At 39.2% G+C, this 25,635-nt stretch carries 29 protein-coding genes and 1 tRNA gene; 9 read left to right on the top strand and 21 right to left on the bottom strand.

Translation table 11 applies throughout. From position 1 onward, the window contains the following. Window positions 1-34: 34 nt before the first annotated feature. The 6 genes from LCL91_RS02020 to LCL91_RS01995 all read right to left on the bottom strand — a co-directional run bounded on the left by LCL91_RS02020 (window position 35) and on the right by LCL91_RS01995 (window position 7,751). Entirely contained in the window at window positions 35-700 is a 666-nt protein-coding gene (locus LCL91_RS02020; protein WP_224879524.1) for a potassium channel family protein, read from the bottom strand. A 106-nt stretch (window positions 701-806) separates the two neighbouring features. Continuing rightward, window positions 807-1,823: a cytochrome d ubiquinol oxidase subunit II gene (locus LCL91_RS02015; RefSeq protein ID WP_098443220.1), complete on the bottom strand. Its 1,017-nt coding sequence runs from the start codon at window positions 1,821-1,823 to the stop codon at window positions 807-809. Between the two features lie 26 nt (window positions 1,824-1,849). Continuing rightward, window positions 1,850-3,166, bottom strand: coding sequence for a cytochrome ubiquinol oxidase subunit I (locus LCL91_RS02010; RefSeq protein ID WP_224880156.1), 1,317 nt, complete (start codon window positions 3,164-3,166; stop codon window positions 1,850-1,852). Between the two features lie 260 nt (window positions 3,167-3,426). Then, window positions 3,427-5,247 carry an ABC transporter ATP-binding protein gene (locus tag LCL91_RS02005; RefSeq protein ID WP_224879522.1) on the bottom strand — a complete coding sequence of 607 codons (1,821 nt, stop codon included), beginning with the start codon at window positions 5,245-5,247 and terminating at the stop codon, window positions 3,427-3,429. Continuing rightward, complete coding sequence (locus LCL91_RS02000; protein ID WP_224879520.1) at window positions 5,244-6,998, bottom strand: ABC transporter ATP-binding protein; 1,755 nt, start codon at window positions 6,996-6,998, stop codon at window positions 5,244-5,246. Before LCL91_RS02000 ends, LCL91_RS02005 begins: the two co-directional genes overlap by 4 nt. A gap of 207 nt (window positions 6,999-7,205) precedes the next feature. Beyond that, complete coding sequence (locus tag LCL91_RS01995) at window positions 7,206-7,751, bottom strand: peroxiredoxin (RefSeq protein ID WP_224879518.1); 546 nt, start codon at window positions 7,749-7,751, stop codon at window positions 7,206-7,208. A 291-nt stretch (window positions 7,752-8,042) separates the two neighbouring features. Here LCL91_RS01995 and LCL91_RS01990 point away from each other — a divergent pair, with 291 nt between their 5' ends. Continuing rightward, on the top strand, window positions 8,043-8,879 hold the full coding sequence (locus LCL91_RS01990) for a mechanosensitive ion channel family protein (protein ID WP_224879517.1): 837 nt from the start codon (window positions 8,043-8,045) through the stop codon (window positions 8,877-8,879). A 60-nt stretch (window positions 8,880-8,939) separates the two neighbouring features. Continuing rightward, window positions 8,940-9,149: a ChaB family protein gene (locus tag LCL91_RS01985; protein WP_224879515.1), complete on the top strand. Its 210-nt coding sequence runs from the start codon at window positions 8,940-8,942 to the stop codon at window positions 9,147-9,149. Window positions 9,150-9,190: 41 nt separating this feature from the next. Here the strand turns inward: LCL91_RS01985 and LCL91_RS01980 are convergent, their stop codons facing one another. The 4 genes from LCL91_RS01980 to LCL91_RS01965 form a co-directional block, all read right to left on the bottom strand. After that, window positions 9,191-9,433 (bottom strand): YkuS family protein, encoded by a 243-nt coding sequence (locus LCL91_RS01980; RefSeq protein WP_224879513.1) that lies wholly within the window; start codon window positions 9,431-9,433, stop codon window positions 9,191-9,193. A gap of 121 nt (window positions 9,434-9,554) precedes the next feature. Beyond that, window positions 9,555-10,670, bottom strand: a complete 1,116-nt coding sequence (locus LCL91_RS01975; protein WP_224879511.1) for an N-acetyldiaminopimelate deacetylase — start codon at window positions 10,668-10,670, stop codon at window positions 9,555-9,557. 5 nt (window positions 10,671-10,675) lie between these two features. Then, entirely contained in the window at window positions 10,676-11,395 is a 720-nt protein-coding gene (gene dapD / locus LCL91_RS01970) for a 2,3,4,5-tetrahydropyridine-2,6-dicarboxylate N-acetyltransferase (protein ID WP_194221255.1), read from the bottom strand. Window positions 11,396-11,489: 94 nt separating this feature from the next. Then, window positions 11,490-12,347: a LysR family transcriptional regulator gene (locus LCL91_RS01965; RefSeq protein WP_165995076.1), complete on the bottom strand. Its 858-nt coding sequence runs from the start codon at window positions 12,345-12,347 to the stop codon at window positions 11,490-11,492. A gap of 101 nt (window positions 12,348-12,448) precedes the next feature. On the opposite strand from LCL91_RS01965, the gene LCL91_RS01960 reads away from it, so the two are divergent. Together LCL91_RS01960 and LCL91_RS01955 are read left to right on the top strand one after the other, a co-directional pair. Beyond that, window positions 12,449-13,222 (top strand): sulfite exporter TauE/SafE family protein, encoded by a 774-nt coding sequence (locus LCL91_RS01960; protein ID WP_224879509.1) that lies wholly within the window; start codon window positions 12,449-12,451, stop codon window positions 13,220-13,222. Window positions 13,223-13,234: 12 nt separating this feature from the next. Next, window positions 13,235-13,615: a VOC family protein gene (locus tag LCL91_RS01955; protein ID WP_224879507.1), complete on the top strand. Its 381-nt coding sequence runs from the start codon at window positions 13,235-13,237 to the stop codon at window positions 13,613-13,615. Between the two features lie 22 nt (window positions 13,616-13,637). On the opposite strand, the gene LCL91_RS01950 is transcribed toward LCL91_RS01955, so the two are convergent. The 5 genes from LCL91_RS01950 to LCL91_RS01930 all read right to left on the bottom strand — a co-directional run bounded on the left by LCL91_RS01950 (window position 13,638) and on the right by LCL91_RS01930 (window position 17,881). Continuing rightward, window positions 13,638-15,176: an MDR family MFS transporter gene (locus tag LCL91_RS01950; RefSeq protein WP_224879505.1), complete on the bottom strand. Its 1,539-nt coding sequence runs from the start codon at window positions 15,174-15,176 to the stop codon at window positions 13,638-13,640. A 53-nt stretch (window positions 15,177-15,229) separates the two neighbouring features. After that, window positions 15,230-15,685, bottom strand: coding sequence for a cyclic-di-AMP-binding protein CbpB (cbpB, locus tag LCL91_RS01945; protein WP_098443208.1), 456 nt, complete (start codon window positions 15,683-15,685; stop codon window positions 15,230-15,232). A gap of 102 nt (window positions 15,686-15,787) precedes the next feature. Beyond that, window positions 15,788-16,519: an SDR family NAD(P)-dependent oxidoreductase gene (locus tag LCL91_RS01940; RefSeq protein WP_224879503.1), complete on the bottom strand. Its 732-nt coding sequence runs from the start codon at window positions 16,517-16,519 to the stop codon at window positions 15,788-15,790. 12 nt (window positions 16,520-16,531) lie between these two features. Then, a complete protein-coding gene (gene corA, locus LCL91_RS01935; RefSeq protein WP_224879500.1) occupies window positions 16,532-17,605 on the bottom strand; it encodes a magnesium/cobalt transporter CorA in 1,074 nt (357 codons plus the stop codon). A 117-nt stretch (window positions 17,606-17,722) separates the two neighbouring features. After that, window positions 17,723-17,881, bottom strand: coding sequence for a hypothetical protein (locus LCL91_RS01930; protein ID WP_159782223.1), 159 nt, complete (start codon window positions 17,879-17,881; stop codon window positions 17,723-17,725). Between the two features lie 171 nt (window positions 17,882-18,052). On the opposite strand from LCL91_RS01930, the gene LCL91_RS01925 reads away from it, so the two are divergent. After that, entirely contained in the window at window positions 18,053-18,202 is a 150-nt protein-coding gene (locus LCL91_RS01925) for a hypothetical protein (RefSeq protein ID WP_224879498.1), read from the top strand. Window positions 18,203-18,227: 25 nt separating this feature from the next. On the opposite strand, the gene LCL91_RS01920 is transcribed toward LCL91_RS01925, so the two are convergent. From LCL91_RS01920 to LCL91_RS01910, 3 genes are all read right to left on the bottom strand, one after another. Continuing rightward, window positions 18,228-18,608 (bottom strand): VOC family protein, encoded by a 381-nt coding sequence (locus LCL91_RS01920; RefSeq protein WP_224879496.1) that lies wholly within the window; start codon window positions 18,606-18,608, stop codon window positions 18,228-18,230. A 2-nt stretch (window positions 18,609-18,610) separates the two neighbouring features. Then, the gene (locus LCL91_RS01915) at window positions 18,611-20,461 is read right to left on the bottom strand and encodes a PAS domain-containing sensor histidine kinase (RefSeq protein WP_224879494.1); all 1,851 of its coding nucleotides are present in this window, start codon (window positions 20,459-20,461) and stop codon (window positions 18,611-18,613) included. A gap of 120 nt (window positions 20,462-20,581) precedes the next feature. Beyond that, on the bottom strand, window positions 20,582-21,415 hold the full coding sequence (locus LCL91_RS01910; protein ID WP_224879492.1) for a VanW family protein: 834 nt from the start codon (window positions 21,413-21,415) through the stop codon (window positions 20,582-20,584). Window positions 21,416-21,533: 118 nt separating this feature from the next. Here LCL91_RS01910 and LCL91_RS01905 point away from each other — a divergent pair, with 118 nt between their 5' ends. The 4 genes from LCL91_RS01905 (at window position 21,534) to LCL91_RS01890 (ending at window position 23,943) form a co-directional block, all read left to right on the top strand. Beyond that, window positions 21,534-22,358 (top strand): hypothetical protein, encoded by an 825-nt coding sequence (locus LCL91_RS01905; protein WP_224879490.1) that lies wholly within the window; start codon window positions 21,534-21,536, stop codon window positions 22,356-22,358. A gap of 15 nt (window positions 22,359-22,373) precedes the next feature. Next, window positions 22,374-22,673, top strand: a complete 300-nt coding sequence (locus LCL91_RS01900) for a DUF3892 domain-containing protein (RefSeq protein WP_425589648.1) — start codon at window positions 22,374-22,376, stop codon at window positions 22,671-22,673. A gap of 181 nt (window positions 22,674-22,854) precedes the next feature. Then, the gene (locus LCL91_RS01895) at window positions 22,855-23,445 is read left to right on the top strand and encodes an S-Ena type endospore appendage (RefSeq protein WP_224879488.1); all 591 of its coding nucleotides are present in this window, start codon (window positions 22,855-22,857) and stop codon (window positions 23,443-23,445) included. A 108-nt stretch (window positions 23,446-23,553) separates the two neighbouring features. Continuing rightward, window positions 23,554-23,943, top strand: a complete 390-nt coding sequence (locus LCL91_RS01890; protein WP_224879486.1) for a DUF3992 domain-containing protein — start codon at window positions 23,554-23,556, stop codon at window positions 23,941-23,943. A gap of 405 nt (window positions 23,944-24,348) precedes the next feature. Here LCL91_RS01890 and LCL91_RS01885 read toward each other — a convergent pair whose 3' ends face one another. The 3 genes from LCL91_RS01885 to LCL91_RS01875 all read right to left on the bottom strand — a co-directional run bounded on the left by LCL91_RS01885 (window position 24,349) and on the right by LCL91_RS01875 (window position 25,611). After that, the gene (locus LCL91_RS01885) at window positions 24,349-24,747 is read right to left on the bottom strand and encodes a hypothetical protein (protein WP_224879484.1); all 399 of its coding nucleotides are present in this window, start codon (window positions 24,745-24,747) and stop codon (window positions 24,349-24,351) included. 129 nt (window positions 24,748-24,876) lie between these two features. Further along, window positions 24,877-24,952 (bottom strand) — tRNA-Val (locus LCL91_RS01880). Window positions 24,953-25,056: 104 nt separating this feature from the next. Next, window positions 25,057-25,611 carry a phosphatidylglycerophosphatase A family protein gene (locus LCL91_RS01875; protein ID WP_224879482.1) on the bottom strand — a complete coding sequence of 185 codons (555 nt, stop codon included), beginning with the start codon at window positions 25,609-25,611 and terminating at the stop codon, window positions 25,057-25,059. Window positions 25,612-25,635 lie beyond the last annotated feature (24 nt).

Raw genomic sequence — 25,635 nt, 5'->3', positions numbered from 1 at the left:
GATCGTTCGACAGGCTGTTTTTTCTGTGTGAAGATTAATCACGATTTAAAATTTGTCGCTCAAGGCGGTTAATGTCCTGATCTGAACCAATTACGATAAGAATATCACCTTTTGATATCATTTGATCAGCTTGAGGCGAAACGATAATCTCATCACCTTTTTTGATAGCAACAATATTTGCACCATACTTTGCGCGAATATCCAATTCAATGATTGTTTTATTATCCATTCTCGAGTTTGCGATCAGCTCTACAATGCTGTGCTCATCAGAGAGTTCTAAATAGTCTAATACGCTATTTGAAATCATGCTATGTGCAATCCGAACACCCATATCGCGTTCGGGGTGCACAATTTTATCTGCACCAATTTTGTTTAGTACTTTTTCATGATAATCATTTTGGGCTTTTACCGTAATTTTACTTACGCCCAATTCCTTTAGAATTAACGTCGTTAAAATACTCGATTGAATGTTATCCCCAATAGCTACGATAACGTGATCAAAGTTACGAATACCAAGGTTTTTAAGAACACTTTCATCAGTTGAATCAGCGATAACAGCATGTGTCGCTACAGAAGAAAACTCATTCACTTTATCTTCATCCATATCAATCGCAAGAACTTCCATCCCCTGCTGACTTAGTGACTTACAAATGCTTCCTCCAAAACGACCGAGTCCAATAACGGCAAATTGCTTTTTCAAGACACACTCCTCCTACTCATTCAGAAAGAAACGCGCGCCAGCAACATTGCTGACGCACTATCATATCTATCCTACCACTCTTATCATCAGTGTCAATATTTCTTCTTCAGGACTTATTCCCCTTTACATACTCTGCATCAAATAAGAATAGCCTCATTAATAAGACGAGGGAAGGCACGAGTAAGCAAAGACCAGCTATAAAGGCGATAACAAGATATACACCAGTTGTTTCGTTCGTATACCCTGAATAAATGGTAATGTGATCATATAAAATCCATGGTAAGTGAGAAATGCCATACCCGAAGAATGCGAAAAAGAATTGAAGCATCACAAAAATAAATGCGGTTCCATATCGTTTACGTTGGAAAATCAAATACGTTGCGATTAAAAAACAAAAAAGTGAAGCAATAAAGAACCAGGCATAATCCAGCGTTCGTTCGAAATGCACAGAATTATGTTGTTGAAGGGCTACGAAAACCAGAATACTGGACAAAATCGTTGGCGCACTCCAAAACAGCGCGTACTTTCTAAGCAATTCAAGAGCAGGCTCATCATTTGCTCGACTAGCATAGTACGTGAGAAACGCCGCACTAATAAAGAGCACGGATACAATCGCAAGCAAGACAACAGACCATGAGTAAAAACTGGAAAATAGCTCTCCTGCAAGAAATTTCACTTCTCCGTTAACCTCTTCTATAAATCCACCTTCTGATAACGTTAAAGCAGTTGAAAGTGAAGCTGGGATCAATAAGCCTGTAACCCCGTATAAAAACGTATAAACTCTGCTTTTCTTCGCTCCATAGTTTCCAAATGCATAAAATGACCCTCGTATCGCCAAAAGAATAATGGCGATGCTGCCTGGTACAAGTAAAGCCGTTCCATAATAATAGGCCGTATCAGGGAAAAAGCCTACGAGGCCAACGAAAAAGAAAACAAAGAAAACATTGGTCACTTCCCATACAGGTGATAAATAACGACTAATGATTTTATTAATAATGTGGTCGCGTCCCGTAAGCTCTCCATAGTAAGCAAAGAAGCCCGCTCCAAAATCAATGGAGGCTGTAATGAGATAGCCATAAAGAAAAACCCACAGAACGGTGATCCCAAGTAATTGAATATCCATTTTTTCACCCCTTCTATTGAAAGCTCTTATTTCTTTCTAGCAATCTCCTCTAGCTCATTTTCAGCTGGATTCGTTTTGAACATTTTTCTAAGCACAGTCACACAAAGCGTGCCAAGTACAATATAGAGGAGAAGGAAAAGAACAAACATCCATCCAACACCATTTGCAGATGTAGCAGCATGACCCGTCCTCATTATGTCCCATAGAATCCACGGTTGACGGCCCACTTCCGAGAAAATCCATCCAAATTCAATTGCAAGAACTGAGAGCGGTCCAGCAAGGACGATGAGGCGCAAGAACCATTTATTTTCGGTATTAAACCGTTTCAATCGAAGAGCGATCACAAAAAAGAACGTTAAAGCGGCCAAAAACATCCCGATGCCGACCATCCCATCAAATAAATAGTGGATGTAAAGCGGCGGCACTTCATCTTCCGGAACTTGATCAAGTCCCATTACTTCAGCATTAGGATCACCATGGGCAAGAATACTTAAGAAATTAGGTAAAACAAGACCATATTTCACTTCGTTCGTTTCGTCATTTAGAAAACCACCAACAACGAGATCAGCATTTTCAGACGTCTCAAAATGCCACTCTGCAGCAGCTAGCTTACTCGGCTGGTACTCAGCTAAATACTTTCCTGAAAAATCTCCAATGACAGCTGTTCCGATCGCAAAGATAAAACCGGCCGTCATCGTCAATTTAAGCGCTTTTCGATAATACGTACTTCGCTTTCCCTTTAACATATGGAACGCTGTAATAGCAGCTAGTACGATCGCAGAAGTTAAATAGGCTGACATCACAACGTGCCCAACCTTTGTTGGCGTTGCAGGGTTAAACATTGCTGCAAGCGGTTGGATATTGGTAAGCACACCATCTACCATATCAAAACCCTGCGGGGAGTTCATAAAAGCATTAACTGTTGAAATAAAGACAGCGGATAACGTTGAGCCAATGACAACTGGGATTGAAATTAACCAGTGGTAGATCGGCTTTTTAAACCTGTCCCAAGTATAAAGATAGATTCCTAGAAAAATCGCTTCAAAAAAGAAAGCAAATGTTTCAAGGAATAGCGGTAAACTAATGACTTGACCCGCCAGCTGCATAAAGTTAGGCCATAAAAGTGATAATTGTAACCCAATAGCAGTACCAGTCACAACACCTACCGCTACGGTAACGACGAAACCTCTCGCCCACCTCCGAGCAAGTAACGTATAATAGGGATCGTTTCGTTTAATCCCGATCCATTCAGCTAGACTAATTAATAACGGGACACCGACACCTAACGTCGCAAAAATAATGTGAAAGCCTAGTGTTAGACTTGTTAAAAGACGACTTAGCATCGCTGAATCTAGTTCCAAATTGTTCATCCCCCTTGTACCAATTTCTCATCATCTGTTACTCATCTTCCCTTATCAATGCACATAGAAACAGTGAACCTCTTGTTTACACCTTTATTATGAATCATCGTTGAGATTGTGACAAGTATCACAATCTTTTTTCTTAAGAATAATGTTCTGTCCGTTAATAATCTGTTCACATTTATTAAAATTTCCTTTCGTTAAGTTCTATTCAAAAAAAAGAAGCCAAGCAGGCTTCTTTTTTAAACAGCATCCATCATATTAAATTGTGATTTTACAAGCTCATAGTAAGTTCCGCCTTTACGCATCAACTCATTATGATTTCCTTGTTCTAGGATTCGACCGTGGTCAAGAACGATGATATTATCCGCTTCACGAATGGTAGAAAGTCGATGCGCAATCATAATGGCCGTTCGACCTTCTAGAACCACATTCAAGGCTTGTTGAATTTTAAGCTCGGTTTCTGTATCAATGCTTGCAGTAGCTTCATCTAAGATAAGAATACGGGGATCAGCGAGCAGTGCTCTCGCAAAGGACAATAGCTGCCTCTCACCAACCGAGAGAACGTTCCCTCTCTCCTCTACTTCTGTTTCATAACCATTGCTTAAGCGCTGAATAAAGTGATCAGCCCCTACCGCTTTAGCTGCTTCAATCACCTCTTCATCACTTGCACCTGGACGTCCAAAACGGATGTTTTCCATAATGGTTCCGGAAAAAATGAACGTATCTTGAAGAACGACGCTCACCTTTTCTCGCAAACTATCGAGTTTCACATCTTTTAAATCCATTCCATCAATTCGAACTGTTCCACTGGTCGGATCATAGAAGCGACTAATTAAGTTTGCAATGGTTGATTTTCCTGAACCGGTATGACCAACAAGCGCAACCGTATCACCCGCTTGCATTTTCAAACTTAACTCATGGAGCGCTTTACGACTTTCATCATAGGAAAATTCAACATTTTCAAACGTGATTTCTCCTTTAATATCGTCGAGCTCAATTGCGTTTTTCTTTTCAGGGACATTTGGTTGTTCATCTAGAAACTCAAAAATTCTTTCTGAAGAAGCCATGGCTACAAGAAGTTGATTGTAAACTTGCCCTAAACGAGAAATTGGTTCCCAGAACATCCCTAGATAGAAAGCAAACGTTACGAAAACACCGTAATCCATTCCATTTTGAATAAGATAAACGCCAAACCAAATTAAAATGGCCGTTCCAATTGCATTTGACATTTCAACAAACGGTCTAAAAATAGCACTCTTTTGCGTTGCATCTTTCCAACTTGCGTAATTCTCTTGATTTACGCCCTGGAAAAATTCCATGTTTCCTTTTTCCTGGGTATAGGATTGAGTAACGCGAATTCCCTGGATACTTTCATTTAAGTGTGAATTTATTTTTGCCTGCTTGATTCGAACATCCTGCCAGGATCGACGGATTCTTTTTCTTAAGCTCGTTGAGATTAAGAACATAAGCGGCAAAATGATCATAATTGCGAGCGTTAATTGAGGACTTAATACAAACATAATCACAATGATTCCTAGTAATAAAACAATATCCATTAGTAGGTTAATAACACCACTTGTGAAAAGTTCCTGCATGGAGTTCACGTCATTGATAATTCGAACGAGGATTGAACCTGCTGATCGTTTATCGAAAAAGCCATGGGAAAGTCGCTGAATATGCTTGAACAATCCTTGTCTAATGTCATAAATAATATATTGACCAAGTTGATTGGTCCATTTAATTCGGTACGTATTGGCAATCCATGATAGCAAATACAACCCAGCTATACCAATGATCAATTGGATAAGTAACGTTTGGTTTTGATTCTTTATCGCGTGATCAAACAACAAGACCCCGATGAAGATCGGGACAATTAGCCGAACTGCTGTTGACAGCAGCATTGAAATAATCGCTTTTGGCAACAAATTTTTCTTGTAAGGATCCATATACCCAAGCAGTCGTGACATCTGTTTCCAGTTAAACTGTTTTTCAATTGCTGTATCCTGTGAATAATGGAACCGCTCTCTTCGATTTTGCTTCAAGTCTTCACCCCATTTCATCCAGTCTGTTTGGCCATTATCTCCTTACGATCTTGGTATTGAATATCGTAAATACTCCGGTAATATCCATTCTGTTCAATTAATTCTTGGTGATTCCCACGTTCAACAATTTCTCCTTCTTTTAATACAAGGATTTCATTTGCGTGTTTAAGTGAAGAAATTCTGTGCGCGATGATAAAGGTTGTTCTCCCTTTCATCACTTCTTCAAATGCCTTCTGAATCTTTACTTCCGTTTGCATATCAACTGCGCTAGTGGCATCATCAAGAATTAAAATACTTGGATCAGTTAAAATGGCACGGGCAATCGCGATCCGCTGCTTTTGGCCACCAGAGAGTCCCATACCACGCTCTCCTAAAACGGTATCGTATCCATTTGGCATTTCCATGATAAAGTCATGGGCCTGGGCTCTTTTGGCAGCATCCTGAATCGCATCAAACGAGATGTCAGGATCACCGTAAGCAATATTGTCTCTGATCGTTGACGAAAAAAGAAATGTCTCTTGAAGAACTACGCCGATATTTTTTCGGAGCGATTTCAAGCTATACTCATTAATATTTCGCCCATCAATCATAATCTCACCACTATTCGGTTCATAAAAACGTGCAATGAGCTGAGTGAGCGTCGTTTTACCAGCTCCTGTTGCTCCTAATAAACCAATTGTCGTCCCTTTCGGAGCATGAAATGAAATGTTTTTTAACGCTTCATCGTCATCAACAGCATACTGGTGGGTTACATTGTTAAAGGCCACATTTCCTTCAAGACGTTCAACGTTAACAGCGCCTTCAAGATCATAAATATCTTCAGGCTCATCAAGAATCTCTAGCAATCTTTCACCCGAGGCTTTTGACTGAGAAAAAGTATTAATAACGAAGCCAAGGTTCATTATAGGCCAGATGATATACCAGACTAAACTAAAGAAAGCGACGAGTTCACCAGGCTGTAGCTGGTTTTGAAAGACCAGATAACCTCCATAAGATAGAAGAAAAACAACGCATAAATTTCCGATAAACTCCATTAACGGAAAGAATTTAGCCCAAATATAAGACGTTGTTAAGTAGTTATCACGATAATCCGTATTACTATTTACAAATTTATCAATTTCAAAATCTTCTCTCGAGAGTGATTTCACGGTATTAATACCGCTAATATTTTCTTGTACTTTTGTATTCAAGCGTGCCATCGACTTTCGAATCCCACGGAATGCAGGATGGACGCGCTTATCAAATTGGTAAACGACAATCGCAAGAAATGGCAGCATCCCTAATGTAACGAAAGCTAGCGGAACTGAATAGCTAAACATGACGATTAAACTAAAGCTTATGATAAGAACAAAATTGATCACCTGAGCAAATCCAAACGATAAGAAAAAGCGAAACCCTTCTACGTCAGCAGTTAAACGCGACATTAAGTCTCCCGTTTTTGCGTTATCATAATAACGAAAAGGCAAGTACTGTAGTTTTTTATAAAGCTCCTCTCTAAGTCTGTAAACAGCGGTAACGCCAAACAAATCTCCTAAGTATTGTTGAAAAAATGTAGCGGTCCCTTTCACGATCATAATTCCTATAAAACCAAATGCAAGATACGGAACCCATTTGTATTCTTGCTTAAGGATGACGTCATCAATTGTGAATTGAAGAAGCATAGGATATAAGACGGTAATACCTGTTACAAATAGAAGGGAAAACACAGACCATAGAAAAAGGTTCTTATATGGCCAATAAAAGTCTTTCAATCTTTTAAACGTTTCCATTCCAACACCACCTTTTGACAGTATGTAATGATAAATAGAGTGACAATATACATAATATATCGGAATTCGAAATAAATAACCACCTATTCGGCCTAAAATTCGGAATTTTTTAAATGAGTGATAACTTTGTGGAGTTTTTCCAAGAAGAAGAGATTGTTTAAACAAAAATAAACCCCAGAGAGCTCCGCTCTCTGGGGTTAGTTGACTTTATTTAAGTGTTTCTTGGCCTGGCTTCCAGTTAGCCGGGCAAAGGCCACCAGTTTGTAGTGCTTGAAGGACGCGAAGTGTTTCGTCTACGTCACGACCAATATTGTTATGGTTCACAACAGAGTACTGAAGCTCCCCTTCAGGGTTAATGATGAATAGTCCGCGAAGTGCAACACCTTCATCTTCAATGAATACGCCGTATTCTTTTGATACTTTGTGGTTTGTATCTGCAGCTAGTGGATAGTTAAGATCACCAAGACCATTATCGTTACGGTCTGTGTTGATCCATGCAAGGTGTGTATGGATTGTATCAGTTGAAACACCGATTACTTCTGCATCAAGATCGTCGAATTCTTCGAAACGATCGCTTAGTGCTGTAATTTCAGTTGGGCACACGAATGTAAAGTCCATTGGATAGAAGAAAAGGACTGTCCATTTATCGTTCTTCATATTTTCTTCAAGGCTTACTTTGCCAAATTCTTTGTTTGTCATCACTGCTTCCATTTCGAAGCGAGGTGCTTGTTTACCTACCATGCGTTCTACCATGTGTAAATCCCTCCTAGAAAATATCCTGCGGCTTTCGCCCACAAATGACATTATAGTACACGATTTATTTTTAGTCAATATTAAATGATAATTAATTTAATGTGGGTTAATTACCTTCCCCCACTATCGTACCCACGTTTACCGCGTACTAAACAGGGTAGTTTTAGTATATCGAAAATCATTTCATTCGTCGCGTATTAACGCTTTACTTGAATTATCATAACAATTTTCGCTATAATTTGACCGAGTGCTTATCCTATTTATGTAGTGGGAACAAAAGGAGGAAGTCGATTGAATTTATTTGACAACATTAACTGGGAAGGTTTTTTAGTGGATACGGGCATAATTGTTCTTAAGCTTATTGCGATTTTAATCATTTACGCCATCGTTAAAGCAATTGGAAACCGATTTATTGAAAGAACGTTTACGCAAGTATCTGAAAAACAAAACATGAGTCCTGGAAGAGCGAATACGCTGAAAAACTTATCAAAAAGCATATTTACGTACGTTCTACTCTTTATGGCTGTTGCGATTATTTTCGAAACATTTGGTTTTGATATTAAAGCATTAATCGCTGGTGCCGGTATTATCGGCCTTGCCGTCGGATTTGGTGCTCAAGGTCTTGTAAGTGACGTTGTAACAGGGTTCTTCATTCTTCTTGAGAAGCAAATGGATGTTGGGGATTATGTCACTGCGGGAGGCTTTGGTGGAATCGTAGAGGAAGTCGGTCTTCGCACCACACACATCCGTTCTTTTGATGGAACATTGAACTACGTACCGAACCGTGAGATTAGCTCACTAAGTAACCATTCACGTGGTAACATGCGTGCTCTTGTCGATATTGGGATCTCCTACGATGATAACATCGACGAAGCCATTCGCGTAATTCAGAAAGTGTGTGACAATGTTGCTGCGACCAATGAGGCTGTTGTAGAAGGGCCTGATGTCCTTGGTGTTCAAAGTCTTGGTTCATCCGATGTTGTCCTCCGCATACTGTGCCGCACGCAAAACATGGAGCAATGGGGTGTGGAACGACAGCTTCGCAAAGAAATTAAAGAAGCGCTTGATGCCAACGGAATTGAAATTCCATTTCCTCATCAAGTATTTATTGAAAAGAAAGAACAGTAGTTTATCAACTATTTTTCATGGGTAATGTAATCACACATACAAATCAGGAGTGTGATTCAGTTGCCTTACAATTCTAAAAGTGAATTGCCAGATCAAGTGAAAGACAACTTACCAAGCCACGCACAGGATATTTTCAAAGAAGCTTTCAACTCAGCTTCTGAGCAATATGATTCTGAGAAAACGGCCTTTAAAGTCGCTTGGAGTGCTGTGGAAGAGAAATATGAAAAGAACGACAATGGGAACTGGGTACAAAAAGAAAAAAACAACTAAGCAAAAACCCCTAATTTACTTTAGGGGTTTTTTGTGTATTTCTATTGGTAGCGACTGTCCACTTGCTGACATACTTGATCAGCTGTCATGCCATCCGCATTAATTACTGATCCTTGCGTACTAACCGACTGCATCCCCATCACATTTTGATCCTGACCGGAGACAACACAACAATCACAGCCATTTGCATCACTTTCTTGTTTTAAAGGTACAACCTCATATCCCTTTGCTTGTAAAGCTTGCGCCACATCAGAAAGCGTATCTTCTACTGCGATTCGTTTCATCCTAATCAATCCTTCCCTCTTTTAGTATGTAACTGCTACCCTTCTATGTTCACCAACGTTCGTTAATTTATACGCCAAACAATAAAAGCCTTCAGGCATAAAGACCTGAAGGCTTACAAACTCAATTTGCTATTTCATTTAAATAAGATGTGAGCGCAAGGTACGCCGTTTCTATTGCCGACTCATCTGGTTTTAATGTAGATGTATGAAGACCTGATGAAGAATTCACACCAAGCCAGAACATAAAGCCAGGGATCTCTTTTAAGAAATAACCAAAATCTTCTCCTGTCATCGCTTCTCGACATTCCACTAATGTTACCTCAGAGAGGTTTTCTATATTCGCCATAAACGTCTTCACAAGCTCAGGCGTATTGTTTACTTGATAGTAGTTTGAACCATAATCAATGGAAGCTTCACACTCAAATGAGGCCTCAATCCCTCTTACCATCGCTTCAATACGGGTCTTTACTTTTGACATTGAATCAGCCGAAAGCGTCCGAATGGTACCTTCTAATCGCGCTTTTTCTGCAATGATGTTTTGCTTCGTACCTCCGTCGATTTTCCCAACTGTGACCACAGCTGAATCGAGCGGATCGACATTCCTCGCTACAATCGATTGAAACTGGGTAACAAGATGGCTAGCTGCAACGACCATATCACGCGTATGGTGCGGGTATGCGGCATGCCCGCCTTTACCAGTTAAATCAATAAACAGCTCAGATGTATTCGCAAAAAGCAAACCCGGTCTTATTGCGATCGTTCCAACTGGATATTCAGGTGCAATATGCAATGCAATCATTTGATCAGGCTTCCATGCTTTAAACTCTTCACTATCAAGCATTGGGAGTGCACCGCCGGGTCCTTCTTCTGCCGGCTGAAAGACGAACAGTAAATTATCTTTTAAAGCGTGAGACGCATAATATTCAAGAATGGAAAGAGCGATCGTCATATGAAAATCATGACCACATGCATGCATATAGCCTTCATGCTCCGATTTAAACTCATACCCTGTCTCTTCCTTAATCGGAAGGCCATCTATATCCGTGCGATACCCTATTGTTTTTGAAGGATTATCACCCTTCACTAGCACAAGGATACCCGTTCTCCAGGTTTTCACCTGAAGACGGTCCTGTGGCAAGTTTTCAATAAAATGAAGCAAATACCGCTGCGTCTTAAATTCCTTGAAACCTAGTTCAGGAATACGATGTAAATCCCTTCGGACTGATGTGATATCCATCGGAATTAGTCGTTTTGTAGCTGACGAAGCTCTTTTTTGATTTCTGTTTTTGAACGAGTTTGATCATCAATTTTCTTAAGTACACGTGCTGGCGTTCCAGCAACAAGCGTATACTCAGGAACATCTTCTGTAACAATCGCACCTGCAGCGACTACTGAACCTTTTCCTACTTTTACGCCTTCAAGAACGACTGCGTTTGCACCAATCACAACATCGTCTTCGATCACAACAGGGCTAGCAGATGGTGGCTCAATAACACCTGCAAGAACAGAACCTGCACCGATATGACAGTTCTTACCTACTGTTGCACGTCCACCAAGAACAACGTTCATGTCGATCATAGTTCCTTCACCCACAACAGATCCGATATTGATCATTGCGCCCATCATGATAACAGCGTTATTTCCAATTTCCACTTGATCGCGAATAACAGCTCCAGGCTCAATACGTGCTTGAATACCTTTAAGATCAAGCATTGGAATTGCAGAATTACGACGGTCATTCTCTACAACATAATCTTCAATATTAGAAGCTTCAGACTCAAGCGCCTTTTTAATGTCTTTCCACTCTCCGAAAAGAACACCAGTATTCCCTGTAATGAATGACTTCGTGTTACTACCAAAGTCAATTCCTTCAAGGTTTCCTTTAATATGTACTTTAACAGGAGTTGATTTCTCACTGTTTTGAATAAAGCTAATAATTTCGTTTGCATCCATCATTTTCATTGGAAAATTCCTCCTTTGTTATCATGCTTATAAAACTAAGCATGTTACACATTTTATCGTACATGATCGATCACGTGAAGTCTAATCTTACAAGCTATTCACTTAATAATTCCACAAACTTTTGAACTTGCTTCAATTGCATGGCGGTATCATTGGTTAATAACCAAGTATCTCTCTTTAATGGCAATCCCTCACCATCTTTAAGAGGAATGCGAAAATACTCTTTATCATTCTCTGTAATGCTAATCGAAGGTAGGATGGCATAGCCGATCCCATTTAACGCCATCTGCTTGCACGTTTCAATTTGATCTACGACGATCGTTTTCTTTGGGGGTGCGAATGACTGAGTTTGCCACCACTCTTGTATTTCTTGAAAATAAGTCGAATCACTCTTAAACTGTATAAACGGTTTTTCTGTTTCCTTCAACTCTTCCATCGATTGAATCGCTGTATCCACAAGGTAAAGCTCATCTGAAAGCAAGTACTGACTTCTACCTCGCCAATCGGGCTTTCCACGAATGATCCCAATGTGAATATCATCTTCATACAAATAGCGTAAAATGTCACTGCTCCATCCGGTGACAAGTGAGATTTTTACGCTTGGATAATGTTCAACAAACTTCTTCAACACTGCCGGAAGCCAATATTGTCCAATAATAGACGCAACAGCTAATTTTAACGTTCCGTGAACTTCTGAGCTTAAGGCAGTCAACGCTTCAAACACTTTTTCTTCTCTCCGAATCGTATCATTCGCAAAAGCAATAATTCGCTCACCCGCTGGTGTAATCGTTAATCCTCTTTGAGATCGAAGAAAAATCGGAACACCCCACGCTTTTTCAATTGATTGAAGTCTCTGACTTAACGCTGGTTGGGAAACATACAATCTTTCAGCGGCTCTTCGCATATTTGCTTCTTCAGCTAGGATCGATAACACTTGATATTCAGAGCTCATCGAAGTCCTCCTTTCTCACCAATAATCTTTAACCATAAGAATAACTTATCGTAATTCATTATTATAATCTAATTTCATTATGGAAGAAAGGTGACTATACTATGAATGAAATCTTTCATATGGAGATGATGTTCATGGACTCACTTTTCTTATTTGGCATTGGGCTTATTGCCACCTTTGTCGGCACATTATCAGGAAGCGGTGGTCTCATTAACGTGCCTTCGATGATGCTACTCGGACTTCCCATTCATTCCATTATTTCAGCGAACAAGTTTTCCAATATGCTAAGCTCATTCTCTAGCTTTTATGTTTTATTGAAGAGAAAAGAATTATCAATGAAGGAAGCACTAAAAACTGGCCCTATTGCGCTATGTGGTGGCGTTCTTGGTGGTCTATTTGCCTCCTTACTTTCCGAACAGGTCCTTCAAATTTTTGCTGCCACAATGCTTGTTCTTGCATTAGCTTTATCCTTTATAAAAAAAGGGCAGTCAACTCAGTCATCGCATAAGGTACCCGTTCAATCTTTGCCTTTTATTGGTCTTATTGGATGGTATGATGGAACATTCGGTCCTGGACAGGCGACCCTGCAGATGCATCTTTTTCGTCAAAGCGGAATCGCCTATCTGACTTCCATTGGACTCACAAGATTTAATACATTTTTAAGCTGTACGGGAGCCGTCATCGTCTATTTACTTCACGGTCATCTGAGTATGGCAATTGCCCTTCCTCTTGCAGCTGGATCCATTACCGGGGCTCAACTTTCTGTTCGAATGGCAAATAAACTTTCTTTCCGTCAAGTAAACTGGTTATTACGGTTGATGACGATTCTTTTGATTTTTCAAGTTTGCTATAGCCTTATAAAAACTCAATTTTAGGAGTGAGCTGAAATGGTTATCGACTACCTAAGCCTTCACCATGTCCAAATTTGCATACCGAAAGGAAAGGAAGAGAAAGCAAAACAATTTTATATTGAAACATTAGGCTTTATGGAAATAGAAAAACCGGAAGCGTTAAAGAAAAATGGTGGCTTCTGGCTTAAAGGAGCGAACATTGAGCTTCATATCGGAACAGAGGACACGATCGTCCCTGGTAAAAGACACCCTGCATTTGAGATTAATAACCTAAATGAAGTAAGAGCGTATCTCGAAAAACGTGGCATTACGATTCATGAGGAAACCCCGATTGAAGGTCTCCAGCGCTTTACATTCTTTGATCCTTTCTGTAATCGAATTGAGTTCCTTTCACGTATAGCTAAACCCGACTCTTGACCGAGCCGGGTTTTTCTTAATGTTATCCATGATGAAGTTCTTTTTCCTCGGAAGTTGACTCCGCTTTTTTGGGTAAAAAAAGAACCAGAACAAAACTTATGAGTGCGAAGACAGCTACTCCCCCATATACCCACTTTAATGAAGTAGTTAATCCACTTTGTAACAGTTCAAGAACTGTTGGATCAAGACTTTTCCTCTTTGCTTCATCAAGTAACTGATTCGCTGTATTGATATTCACCTCGTCACTCGAGGTTTGATTTGCTAAGTATTTCTGCAGACGACTATTTAAAATACCGCCAAGTAAGGCTGCACCGACTGCACTTCCTAATGTTCTCATAAACATATTTGAGGCAGTTGCAATGCCTCTCTGTTTCCATGAGACAGCGCTTTGTATGGCTACGATAAACGTTGTAGAGGTTAACCCCATTCCAACCCCGATAAAAAACGAACCAACTCCTGCAAAAATAGGGCCTAGTGCAGGAGTCATTAAAAGATAGATGGCAGAACCACTAATAAGACCGATACCTCCAAGCACTGAAGTGACCCTAAATCCAATTTTGATCACAAGCTTCCCAGCAATGGTTGATGCAATCGGCCACCCAATCGACATCGTTGTAAGGGTAAAACCTGCAATGATAGGGGGCTCTTCCATAACTCCTTGAACAAATGTCGGAAGAAAACTCGAAACGCCAATTAAAATCATCCCGGTTGTAAACGTAACGGAATTTGAAATAGCGATAACAGGGTCCCGCCAAATCCCAAGTGGCATTAGCGGTTCTTTCGCCCTTCGTTCTACTCTAAAAAACAGAACCATCGCTACAATTGAAATACTGACGAGCATTAAGATCGGAGCTGATGTCCAACCCCAGTGAACTCCTCCTTCAATTAACACGACCATTAGCGCACTGATGGACACAAGTAGAAGTGCTGCTCCTGCATAATCAATTGACTTTCTTTCTTTATCAATGGATTCATGAAGCAGAAGAACAATTCCAACCAACGATAAAATACCAAGCGGGATGTTCATCCAGAAAACCCAGGCCCAATCTAGGTATTGAACAAAAACACCGCCAAGGGCTGGTCCTGCAATCGCTGAAATCCCCCATACGCTTGCAAGATATCCCTGTATTTTCGCTCTTTCTTCCATTGTATACATATCTCCTACAATCGTAAGAGCAATCGGTTGAACGGCCCCTGCTCCAATCCCCTGAATGAGCCTAAAAAGGATAAGTGCTTCCATTGACTCCGCAAACCCACATAAAAGTGACCCGATTAGAAAAATCACGACGCCAATCGTATAAATGGGCTTCCTTCCAAATAAATCAGAAAGTTTCCCAAAAATCAGTACTGTGATGGCAGACATTAATAAGTATGCTGAAAAAACCCAGCTAAATGTTGAAAATCCACCAAGATCTCCCACAATACCAGGCATAGCTGTGGAAACAATCGTTCCTTCAATTGCCGCCATAAACATCCCAATTATAATCGCACCGAGAACGAGGGGGCGGTTTGTTTCTTTTTTTCGAATACTATAGGATATTTGATTTGTTAGCGATTTCATTTTTCTCAACTCCACCTATTTAAAAAAGCCCGGTTAAAGAACCGGGTAAATCATTATGACTGTCGTACGGAAGATTCATGCAAATAACGGTTAACGAATTTAAGAAGCGCTCTTCTCGTCAATATTCCTTTAAAGATGTTCTCATCATCAACAACACAGAGAAACGGGTGGTCAATCGCTAACTTTAAACCTTTAAAAAAACCATCTTTTTCATTAATGCAAGGTATATCCGTATTCATAACTTCCTGAACAACTAATTCACTTAACTTTTCGAATTCAATTCGCTCAATCCCTAATATAGAATCGAGGATTAGCGGCTGACTGATCAACCCTTTTAACCGATATTCTGTATCTAATACGGGTATCGATGAATAGCCTGACTTAATCAAGATAAGCATTGCGTGCTCCAAAGGATTCGTAAGCTGGACATGCGCAACTTTTTCTGCTGAAATTACAAGATCTTCAATTCCTGTTTCATACAAATTAGGTACTTCCATATGTTTTGCCATTTAAAACGTCCCCTCAAGCATGATTCGCCCTGTTAATTTTCTTTAAGGAAGGTCTGCTTTTATAGTAACATGAATGGGGATTGTCCGTTAACTGTAAGTCGATTAATGCTCGTAAATCATTTTTCGAGTCATGCCTCCATCAACCACCAGATTCTCACCAGTCACAAAATTATTCGCTTCATTTGTTAGAAAGAGACACGCACGTCCAATATCAGAAGGTTTCCCCACTCTTTTTGCTGGGTGTTGCTCATGATCGACCTTGCGCAGAGAATCATAATTCTCCACTTCAATCCAACCAGGGCTTATTGAATTGACGGTAATATGGTCATCAGCAAGGGAAATAGCAAGCGCGTGTGTGAGCGCTACGATGCCACCCTTCGTAGCAGCATATGCTTCACTGTTTGGTTCTGACATCGTTGCTCTAGTAGATGCGATGTTAACGATTGATCCACCATTATGTTTTCTCATGACTCGTGCTGCCGCACGTGAGCCAAGAAAAACGCTTCGTAAATTTGTATTGATCACCTTGTCCCATTCATTAACACTTAGCTCATCCATTTGCTTAAATTCTGATAAGCCTGCGTTATTAATTAAAACATCTATGCGTCCATATTTCTCTTCTATTTTATTAAAAAGACTGGTGATTGACTCTGGGTCACTCACATCCGTTAGGATAATATCTGCAGTATTTTCTTCCATTAAACTTTTTGTTTCTTTGCAACCTTCTTCATTTACATCAGCAAGAATGACACGATATCCCTGCTCGCTATAAGCAACCGCAACGCCTCTCCCTATTCCATGACCAGCACCTGTCACAACAGCGACTTTTTCCATCAATTTCTCCTCCTAGAACCACTTTTTCCGTTTGAAATACATGAGCATTAATCCAGTAATGATAATCATGACAATCCATACAGCTGGATAACTCCACTCCCAACTTAATTCAGGCATATTATTAAAGTTCATTCCATAAATGCCTGCAATAAACGTTAATGGAATAAAAATAGTGGAAACGATTGTTAACACTTTCATAATTTCATTCATTTTCATACTTAAACTGGAATAATACACATCCAATAAGCCATATAATTGACCTCTTGATGTTTCGACCATATCGTTCGCCTGCACGATGTGGTCATGAATATCTTGTAGGTAAAAAGAGATATCTTCTTTAATGTAAGACACTTTGCGATTAATTAATTTGTTCACAACTTCTCTAACTGGCCAAACGGTTTTCTTTAATTGAAGGATGGTATTCTTATACTGATTGATGTCTTGTAGTGAATGATTATCAGGATCTTCCATGATCATTCCTTCAAGCTGAGCAATTCGATCATCCATCTCATCCATTATGATAAGATATTGATCAAATATGACATCGAGTAACGAATAGAAAAGAAAATCAGCACCGCTTTTTCTTATACGTCCCTTACTTTCTTGTAGCTGCAGGCGAACAGGATCAAATAAATCACCCCGCTTTTCCTGGAAAGTAATAACGGTATTTTCCATTAATATAAAACTCACTTGCTCATCATCAAGATCTGTACTTTCTTCTGGTAAATCAAGCATTTTTACAATAGCCAATAAATGATCTTCAAAAAAATCAATTTTTGGTCGATGCTCGGTATTTAAAATATCTTCTGTTGTTAATGGGTGTAACCCCACATGCTTGCTTATTTGATCAATTAGTTGAACATTATGTACACCATTTACATTAACCCAGGTAACTTTTTCGGAATCAATCATTGTTTTCACTTCATCAAGTGATGCATTCTCGTATTCGTCAATTTGATCACTGTCAAAAGCAATCGCTGAAATGGTTACTTCTTCTGTTTGTTCATCCCCAATATAAACAAGAGACCCCGGGGGCATTCCTTTTTTTTGAGTTCGATTTCTCCTTAATTTGGTTCGTATCCCCATTGTTGCTTCACCTCAATTCTATGTTAAATTACCCTAATTTTAAAATTTGAAAACGCATCTCATCACCTTCTAACAAACTCTCCCTCGTTTTCCCAAACAAAAAAGCCCCTAATCGGGCTAGAGGACGTCTTCTTTCCTAATCACTTCTTCATACTTTTCCCACATCATTTCAAGATCAGACTTTGCAGAATCCGCTTTGATTGCATTCCATACGACTGCCATAAAAAGAGCCAGTCCAAGAAACAGCACAACCATTGTTAACAATACCCCTACCATCGAAGTCCCCCTCTGTTCATTTCTTTCCATCATATGTGTAGACAAAAGATAAGATGTCGGAATAAACAGAAAAAACTTGATTCTTTTATTAATTTACGGTAAGGTACGTTAAATAAACAGTTATCCAATTCACTCATCAACTTTTGGATAAAAAATAGGAGGTTAATGAAAGTGGAACATTCAAGAGAAGAGATTAGAAAGATTGAAGAAAAGGCGAAGCAAGATCAACTACGCGCACAAAAAGCGAAGGAAGTTGTAAAGGAAGCGAAAAAAAGCGTTAATCCCCAGCGTGAAAAGAACGAATTTCCTGCTCATCCATAATAAAAAGGCGCCATCAGGCGTCTTTTTATTGTTCTGTATTTAGCTCAATTAAATTTCCATCAGGATCGGCAACAAAAATTTGCGCAAAACCACTTTTACTCGTTGGGTTTTCATATATTGTGACGCCTTTTTCTTTGAGCCAGCGAAGCGTTAAGTCATAACTCTTCACACGAAAGGCAAAATGCCCTTCCCTTGAAGATAATTCATTTGTCCCGCGAAGCGTTTTTGCTTCCGGATAAACAATAAGATGAAGTTGCTGACTTCCGATGCGGTACCAGGCCCCCGGAAAGTCAAAATTTGGTCGATCGATTTCCTCTAAACATAATATTTCGCGATAAAACCTCTTGGCTCTTTCAATGTCAGTAACCGCTAAACTCACGTGGTGTATTTGTTGAACTTCAATCACTTCTATTCCTCCTTTTCCATGTGAACGATTGGTGGATTTGCAGGTAGCATGACACGAAAAACCGTACCTTCATTCTTGTTACTCGTTACGTCGATTCGACCACCATGTTCTTTAACTACTTTATAACTTACCATTAATCCGAGCCCTGTACCTTTTTCAGAGGTTTGGTAATAAGGCTCACCCAGCCGGTTGATTAAATGATCCGGTATCCCTTCACCATGGTCCTCCACTTCAATAAGTATCTCGCCAGTCTCTTTTTGAAATAGTTTTGTCTTTAATTGCCCGCCATTCGGCATAGATTCAATTCCATTATTGATTAGATTCGTTATCACTTGTTTAATATGAGAGCGGATACAGCTATACTCAACATCTATGCTTCCATAGACCTCGACAATACTAATATTATGGTGGGCTGCTTTTTGCGATAATTGTTCAACCAACTCAGCCAACATTTCATTTAAATTCACTACTTCGTATGATACAAATTCTCGCTTTGAAAGTAAAAGAAACTCGTTAACAATCTCCTCTAATTGTTGCATTTCAACTCCTACTACTTTTAGTAACTCTTGATTTACTGCTTCATTGCCATCAAGTAATTGGAGAAAACCTTTTACAGTCGATAACGGGTTTCGAATTTCATGCGCAACACTTGCAGCAAGATCACCGAGTACATGGGTTGTCTCAGTCTTACGTAAATCTTCTTCAGCCATCTTTATCTCGGTTACTTCTCTAATAATAACAAGGTGGTGATTCGGGTAAATCTCGTAACTTAGCGTAAAACTAAAGTATTGATCTTCACCTGTACTTTGATGATATCTTTTACCTTCACCACTTCTTCCTAACATTGCGGCATTATCCCAGATAATATCACAACCATTTTCAAGATAAGAATAATGAGTTGAAATAATAAGATCTTTATCTATTTCGAACATTTGACAAAATGATTCATTCACATTAACGATATAGCCATTCTGATCGAGAATTGCCATCCCATCTAGCGCTCGTTCAAACAGCTGTCGGAAGCGTTCTTCACTTTGTTGAAGCTCTTCAATCATTTGTTTTGTCGGAGTAATATCACGATAAATCGTTAAGTATAAATTACCATATACACTTTTTTTGGTTGTGAACTCCAACTGTTTCTTTTTTCCATCACGCATTGTAAACTCAATATCTCCACGGACCTCTCCGTGTTTTTCTACTCTTTCCTGAAAGGTTTTTCCTATCGATCGATTTTCACCTTCAAGAAAATCAAATAAATGATACGTTTTCATTTCGCTAAGACTCATGTTAAATAATTTACAAGCAGCAGGGTTTGCATCTACAATCATTCGCTCTGGATTCCAGATTAAAATACTATCAAGAGCATTTTCAAAAATATTCGTAAATTTATTTTCGCTTTCTGTTAACTGGTTCAAGAGAAGCTGTTCTTCTGTTATATCTCGAATGATCGATAAATTTAAACCCCGGTATGCCTTATAGGTTATTGATAACTCAACGAATTTACGCTTACCGTTCTCAAGAATAACAGGAAGCTTTTCAATGACATACCCTTCCTCAACTAAACGGCATCTCATTTTTTGAAACGTGCGAATTCCTTCAGGTGCGACATGGTGGCCAATTTTTTTAGACTGAATCGATTCCATATCTAATTCAAAAAGCTCGGAACAAGCCTGATTCACTTCCACCAAGTTTCCATCTTGATCCGAAAGCGTCATCCCATCACGGGAATGATTAAGAATGTGATCCAGCTTTCTGTTTTTCTCCATTAGTTCGAGGTTAAGATCGTTCTTTTCAAATTCAGAGCCGGGTTTAAGCATGGAAATTTTCGGATGATTTGTTTTATTAGATTCCATACGCGGTCTCCTTTAAGATAGTATGATTTCATTATAGCATTGACGCGTATAGAACTTAACGAGTTACTGCTTATGGAAAGGATAAAATTCATAATTGTATCACATTGACAACCTCTCCCACTACTCTTCAGAAGAATAAATACGAATCACAACAGACCCTTCTACTACTTTTGCTCTAATAAGCAATTGCTGTTGGTTATGATTACGAAAAGAAAAGTCAGGACCATACCAGCTTACTGTGGCATCTCGTCCAGGTTTCACATATGGAACACTTCGACTATGTGAATAACGTTCGAGGATTTGAACGCCTGCTTGATCGACCGCATTAAATAGAGTGGATGACACCTGACATATCCCTCCCCCTATCCCTTCTGACAATTCCCCTTTCACGATAATCGGGGCCGGTAAATATCCCCTTTCCTTTGTACGTTTTCCGACTGTTTGATTAAACGAGAATGTTTCACCAGGAAACACCACTGTATTGTTTAACGCTTCAGCAGCTAACACAATATTTGACGTTCGCTCTTTATTATTTTTTCTAAAATGAGTAACAAATGCACCTACTTCTTTTCTTCGAATCGAAGCAAGTAGCTCAGCATTAACTTTTGGGTAACGAATAATAACTTCAGGTTCAATCCAAGTTGTTCCATCTTGATACAATGTTCGCAGAAGCACTTCTTGAAAATCATTACGATCTAACGCATATCCATTTACACCTTCTTTTATAAGTCCATGTGAATCAATCGTGGCATTTATGAGTGATTTTGAAATGGACGTATCTACATTTTCCACCACTTTATTTAATTCTTCCTCTTCATAAAATGGGTAGCCGAGCCACTCTGAAAAAAGCGTTTGTTTTTCGATAACCTGTGTAACCCCATTTTGATGAATAATCATTTGTCCTTCTCCAATCCCGGAATAAGCAAATGATAATGCTAAAATCATCGTAAACATGACATTTCCCCTTTCTGAACTCGATCGTAGTATGCGTCATTCGTCCATTTAATAAAATCGAATAGTTCAAAATGGCTTGAGCAAAATAAGAATGATAAACAAAAACAGGGGGGAGTTCATGAAGCGGTTACTCGTTTTAATACTGTTGTTTTGTTCCATTTTTGTTTCAGAAAGCGCTTATGGCGTAGAACCTTTCTATGACCTCCTCCCAATCAACAGCGAAATTACACTCCTACCATGGGAGAAAGTAGATGAGGTTCTACCGCGTAAAGCGATTTTTACGATGATTGATGTTGAAAGTGGTGCTTCATTTCAGGTTCAGAGAAGAGCGGGAAGCAAGCACGCTGATATCCAACCCTTAACGAAAGAAGATACACGAGTGCTAAAGGAGATCTATGGAGAATGGAGTTGGAAGCGTAGAGCTGTCATTGTCTTGTACGAAGGTAGAACAATAGCAGCTTCCATGAACGGAATGCCTCACGGAGCAGGGGCGCTGGATAATGGATTCAATGGACACTTCTGTCTTCACTTTCTTAACAGTACGACACATAAAACACCAACCCCTGACCCCGCTCACCACTTAATGATCATGAAAGCGAGCGGTCAATTAGACCATTTTTTATTGCACCAAACACCTGATGAATTGGTTGATAGCCTGATGCTTGCCATTAATAACACTGACGCTTCTATACTAAAAAAAATTCTCACTAAAAACGTCACAAAAACCGACCTTAAATCTCTGTCACGCCTGTCTTTTACAAAGTGGAACGTCACAAAAAGCACAGACAAGCCTTTCGAACAACTTCTCCAAACAAAGGTTGAAGTTTATATTAAAAATGCTGGTGTCATCACAACAACTGTAGAGATAACAGCTAAAAAAAATCCCATTTCGAATCGATGGGAGCTTGAAATACCAAGTTTATTAAAAATCGCCAATCACTAAAAGGAGTGAGTGAAAATGGATCGATTCACTGAAGCATATGAACAATATCTAAGAACTGGCACAAATAAGATTACTATAAATACACCTGGAGAAGACGCAACTTATATTACGGCTGTCAGAAGAAATGATGACGGAGATCTCATTGCATTTAAAACCAATACTGGAGAAGAACTTGATTATTTACAAACGTTAGAAAAAGCTAGAAATGGACAACTTACGGGTGTAGATGTTTTCGAGAAGTATGGGAGAGACATCATACGGAGTGAGCCGGATGGGATTAAAGAAAATAATTTAGATCATTTGCCGGAGTTTTGATACAAATTTTTATTGCTGTTTATCAGAGATCTAATCCGCCCCTTTTTCTGATAACGTTTTATTAAATCATTCCCCCCCAGGGTAAGTATACTTTTCTTGATGGACAAAAACCTATACCAAGCAAAAATGTGAAAATATACTGATGATACGGGAAGGTATATGTACTTAAGGGGGGATAAAATTGAATCAGCAGTGCACACCCTTTATTCAAGATAAAGTAAAAGGTGATTTTTGTTTACCTTGCGATTGCAACAGCCTTGTCATATGGAAAACAAACAAAAACCTATGTGCGTTTGGTACTATAACGATTACTTACGATAATGGATGTAGTCCAATCATACTTGTATCTGTCAAGAATAGTGATAGACAAAAGAAAACGTTCTTCGTTCCAAAGCATAATACTCGTGTGATTGTTTTAGATGATCTTGCTTCGATTGAAATTGAGTGCAACGGGAATGGGAAAAAACCATGCATTGGAAAATATGTTGTTTCATTTACTGCATGTTGCAAAAACGCCTGTAAAAATAACTGTCATGAAAATTGCTTTACTTGTGACTGTGGGGCTTGTCACGATAGTAAGTGTAAAAACCAGGATGACTGTTGTAGCCTATCATATAATGACCATTACCTTAATGATTGGGATCAAGAAGATGAAAACATTTCGATGTTAAAATATGTGATGAAAAAATATGATGACCATTATAACAACTGTGATGAAAATTGTTCTTCCACTAAAAAAAGAAAGAACAAGCGCAAAAGTATGTTTGAATGATAAAAGGGGCATTCTCCCCACACCATCCGTCTATTCCGTAATCAATCCTCTTGCATGTACTAATAGTAGCTACAAAGTAGTGAACATAAACATAATGGAGGGTTATAAATGGGAAGTTGTGGTTGTGCTTCTAAAGGTGGGGGATTTAGCTGTTGTAACAAAAAGGAATTTGTACAGGATAAACTTTGTTGTAATTTCACACTAACAGATAATACAGAAACTACGGTATACCAAACGAATGTTTCTGTATGTAGTCTTGTCGCTTCAGGATTTATTAAATTTTGTGGACCAGCTAATAGTACAGTAGTAGTTAATTTCTATCGTGGTGGAAGTGAGGACGGAACAGTCGTAAGCTCATTCACTGTAAATGAAGGCAGCTGCGTGAACTTTACTGTTAGTCGATTTGATACGATTACAGTAACTGGGTCTGAAGAGGCGCCGGCTTCAGCTCTTGAGGGTGAAATCTGTCTTACTCCAAGGTATCCGTTACCACACTAATAACCAAAAAAGAAAGACCTTCATTAATTAAAGGTCTTTCTTTTACATATTAAACCAAAGGGGACTCACTCACCAGAGATCGTATTCTCTATTCAAAATAAAGCTACAAAAGGCATCATAAACAATTCAACTGTTTAGTCCACAAACAAGTCTCCTGCATGTACAAAGTGACTTCAATGTAGTGGGGATAAACTTAGTGGAGTTATAAATGATAAGCTGTGTATTTCTGTAGTCTTTAAGGTAGCAATGACAGAACTGAAACGTTTGTTTGATATACTATCAATGATTGTTCTAAAACTTTACATCACTCTAAAAAAGGGATGGACCATTATTTGACGGTCTGTCCCTTTTAAATAATATATTTTAGAAGATTCTTTATCTACTAGAGTGGTACATTCACTCTCTCTAACAAATTACAATACACCCATCATAAACTCCTCTGCACATATTATTATTCCCTCCAGAACAGATGATTGTTAATGTAGTAGCACTCTGATTGGCAATTGTCTTTTTCTCACCTGGAGGTATGGTTATAGGACCTGCTGTGTTTGATGGACCAGATAAAGTTGCCGTGATAGTACAAAAAGCATTGGAAGGGCCGGTATTCTCTATATTAACGATCATTGGTACTGCTTGAGCAGAAAGCACATACGGTGTCCCTCCCAAGCCACATGCTCGATCAATGATTCCAGAGATTGGACAGGAAATATTACATGCTGAAGTTGGAGTGGGTGTTGGTTCTTTCTCTTTTTTGCTACAACAGGAAAATCCCGGATAAAAATTACAGTCCACTTTATCAATCACCTCTTTTATACTCATCTATATGTGAGATAATTCATGATTGCTTGTACGAATGATTGATTTTACTAGTTACTTATCTAAATACACAAAAAAAACCTCTTTATTAGAAAGAGGTTTTGACATAGTTATGTATGGTGATCCGTATTGGGCTCGAACCAACGACCTCTACCCTGTCAAGGTAGCGCTCTCCCAACTGAGCTAACGGATCAGTAATGTAAGGACATTTATTAATATACACGACTTTTTAAACAACTGTCAATCCTTTCTTGGGAAAATATTAGAAAAAGGGCATCCGATTGATGCCCTTTTTGTTTAACCTATTCGTTCTTCTTTATCACGCTTTTCACGCTCTTCCTTATCTAGAGCTTCTTCTCGATCACGGAGACGGTGTGCTAATCGACTTGACGCATTAGCCGCGATACTTGCAATAAGGTCATCAAGGAAAGTATGAACGCTTTCACCTACTTTTGTATCCAACTTCTGTATAATACCAAACTTTTGTTTATCAAGGTGACCAAACGTTGTTACCGCAATACTTCCGTAGCCAAATACAGCACCGAGCGCAATTGTCTCATCAACGCCAAATAACCCTTCATCCGTTTCCACGATTGATTGAAGTGGTTCTGAAAGTTTCCCCTGTTCAGCTAGCTTGTCCAATTCAACACCAACTAGAACAGCGTGTTGAATTTCTCGCTTCGTTAAAACGGCCTCAACACTCTCCACACAGTCATCCATGGAAAGCTCCTCTACATAAGGGTATTGCATTTCATAAACAATCTCCGCAATATCCTCTATTGTCACGCCTCGTTCTTTTATCAGGGCTTTTGCTGCTGCTTCTGTTTCTCTACTATGGATGCGCTTCTTCATAATAAGACCCCTCTCTGTCAACGA

The sequence above is a fragment of the Guptibacillus hwajinpoensis genome (genome assembly GCF_020171785.1).
GTDB lineage: Bacteria > Bacillota > Bacilli > Bacillales > Guptibacillaceae > Guptibacillus > Guptibacillus sedimenti.
This window is presented reverse-complemented; position numbering and strand designations above follow the sequence as displayed.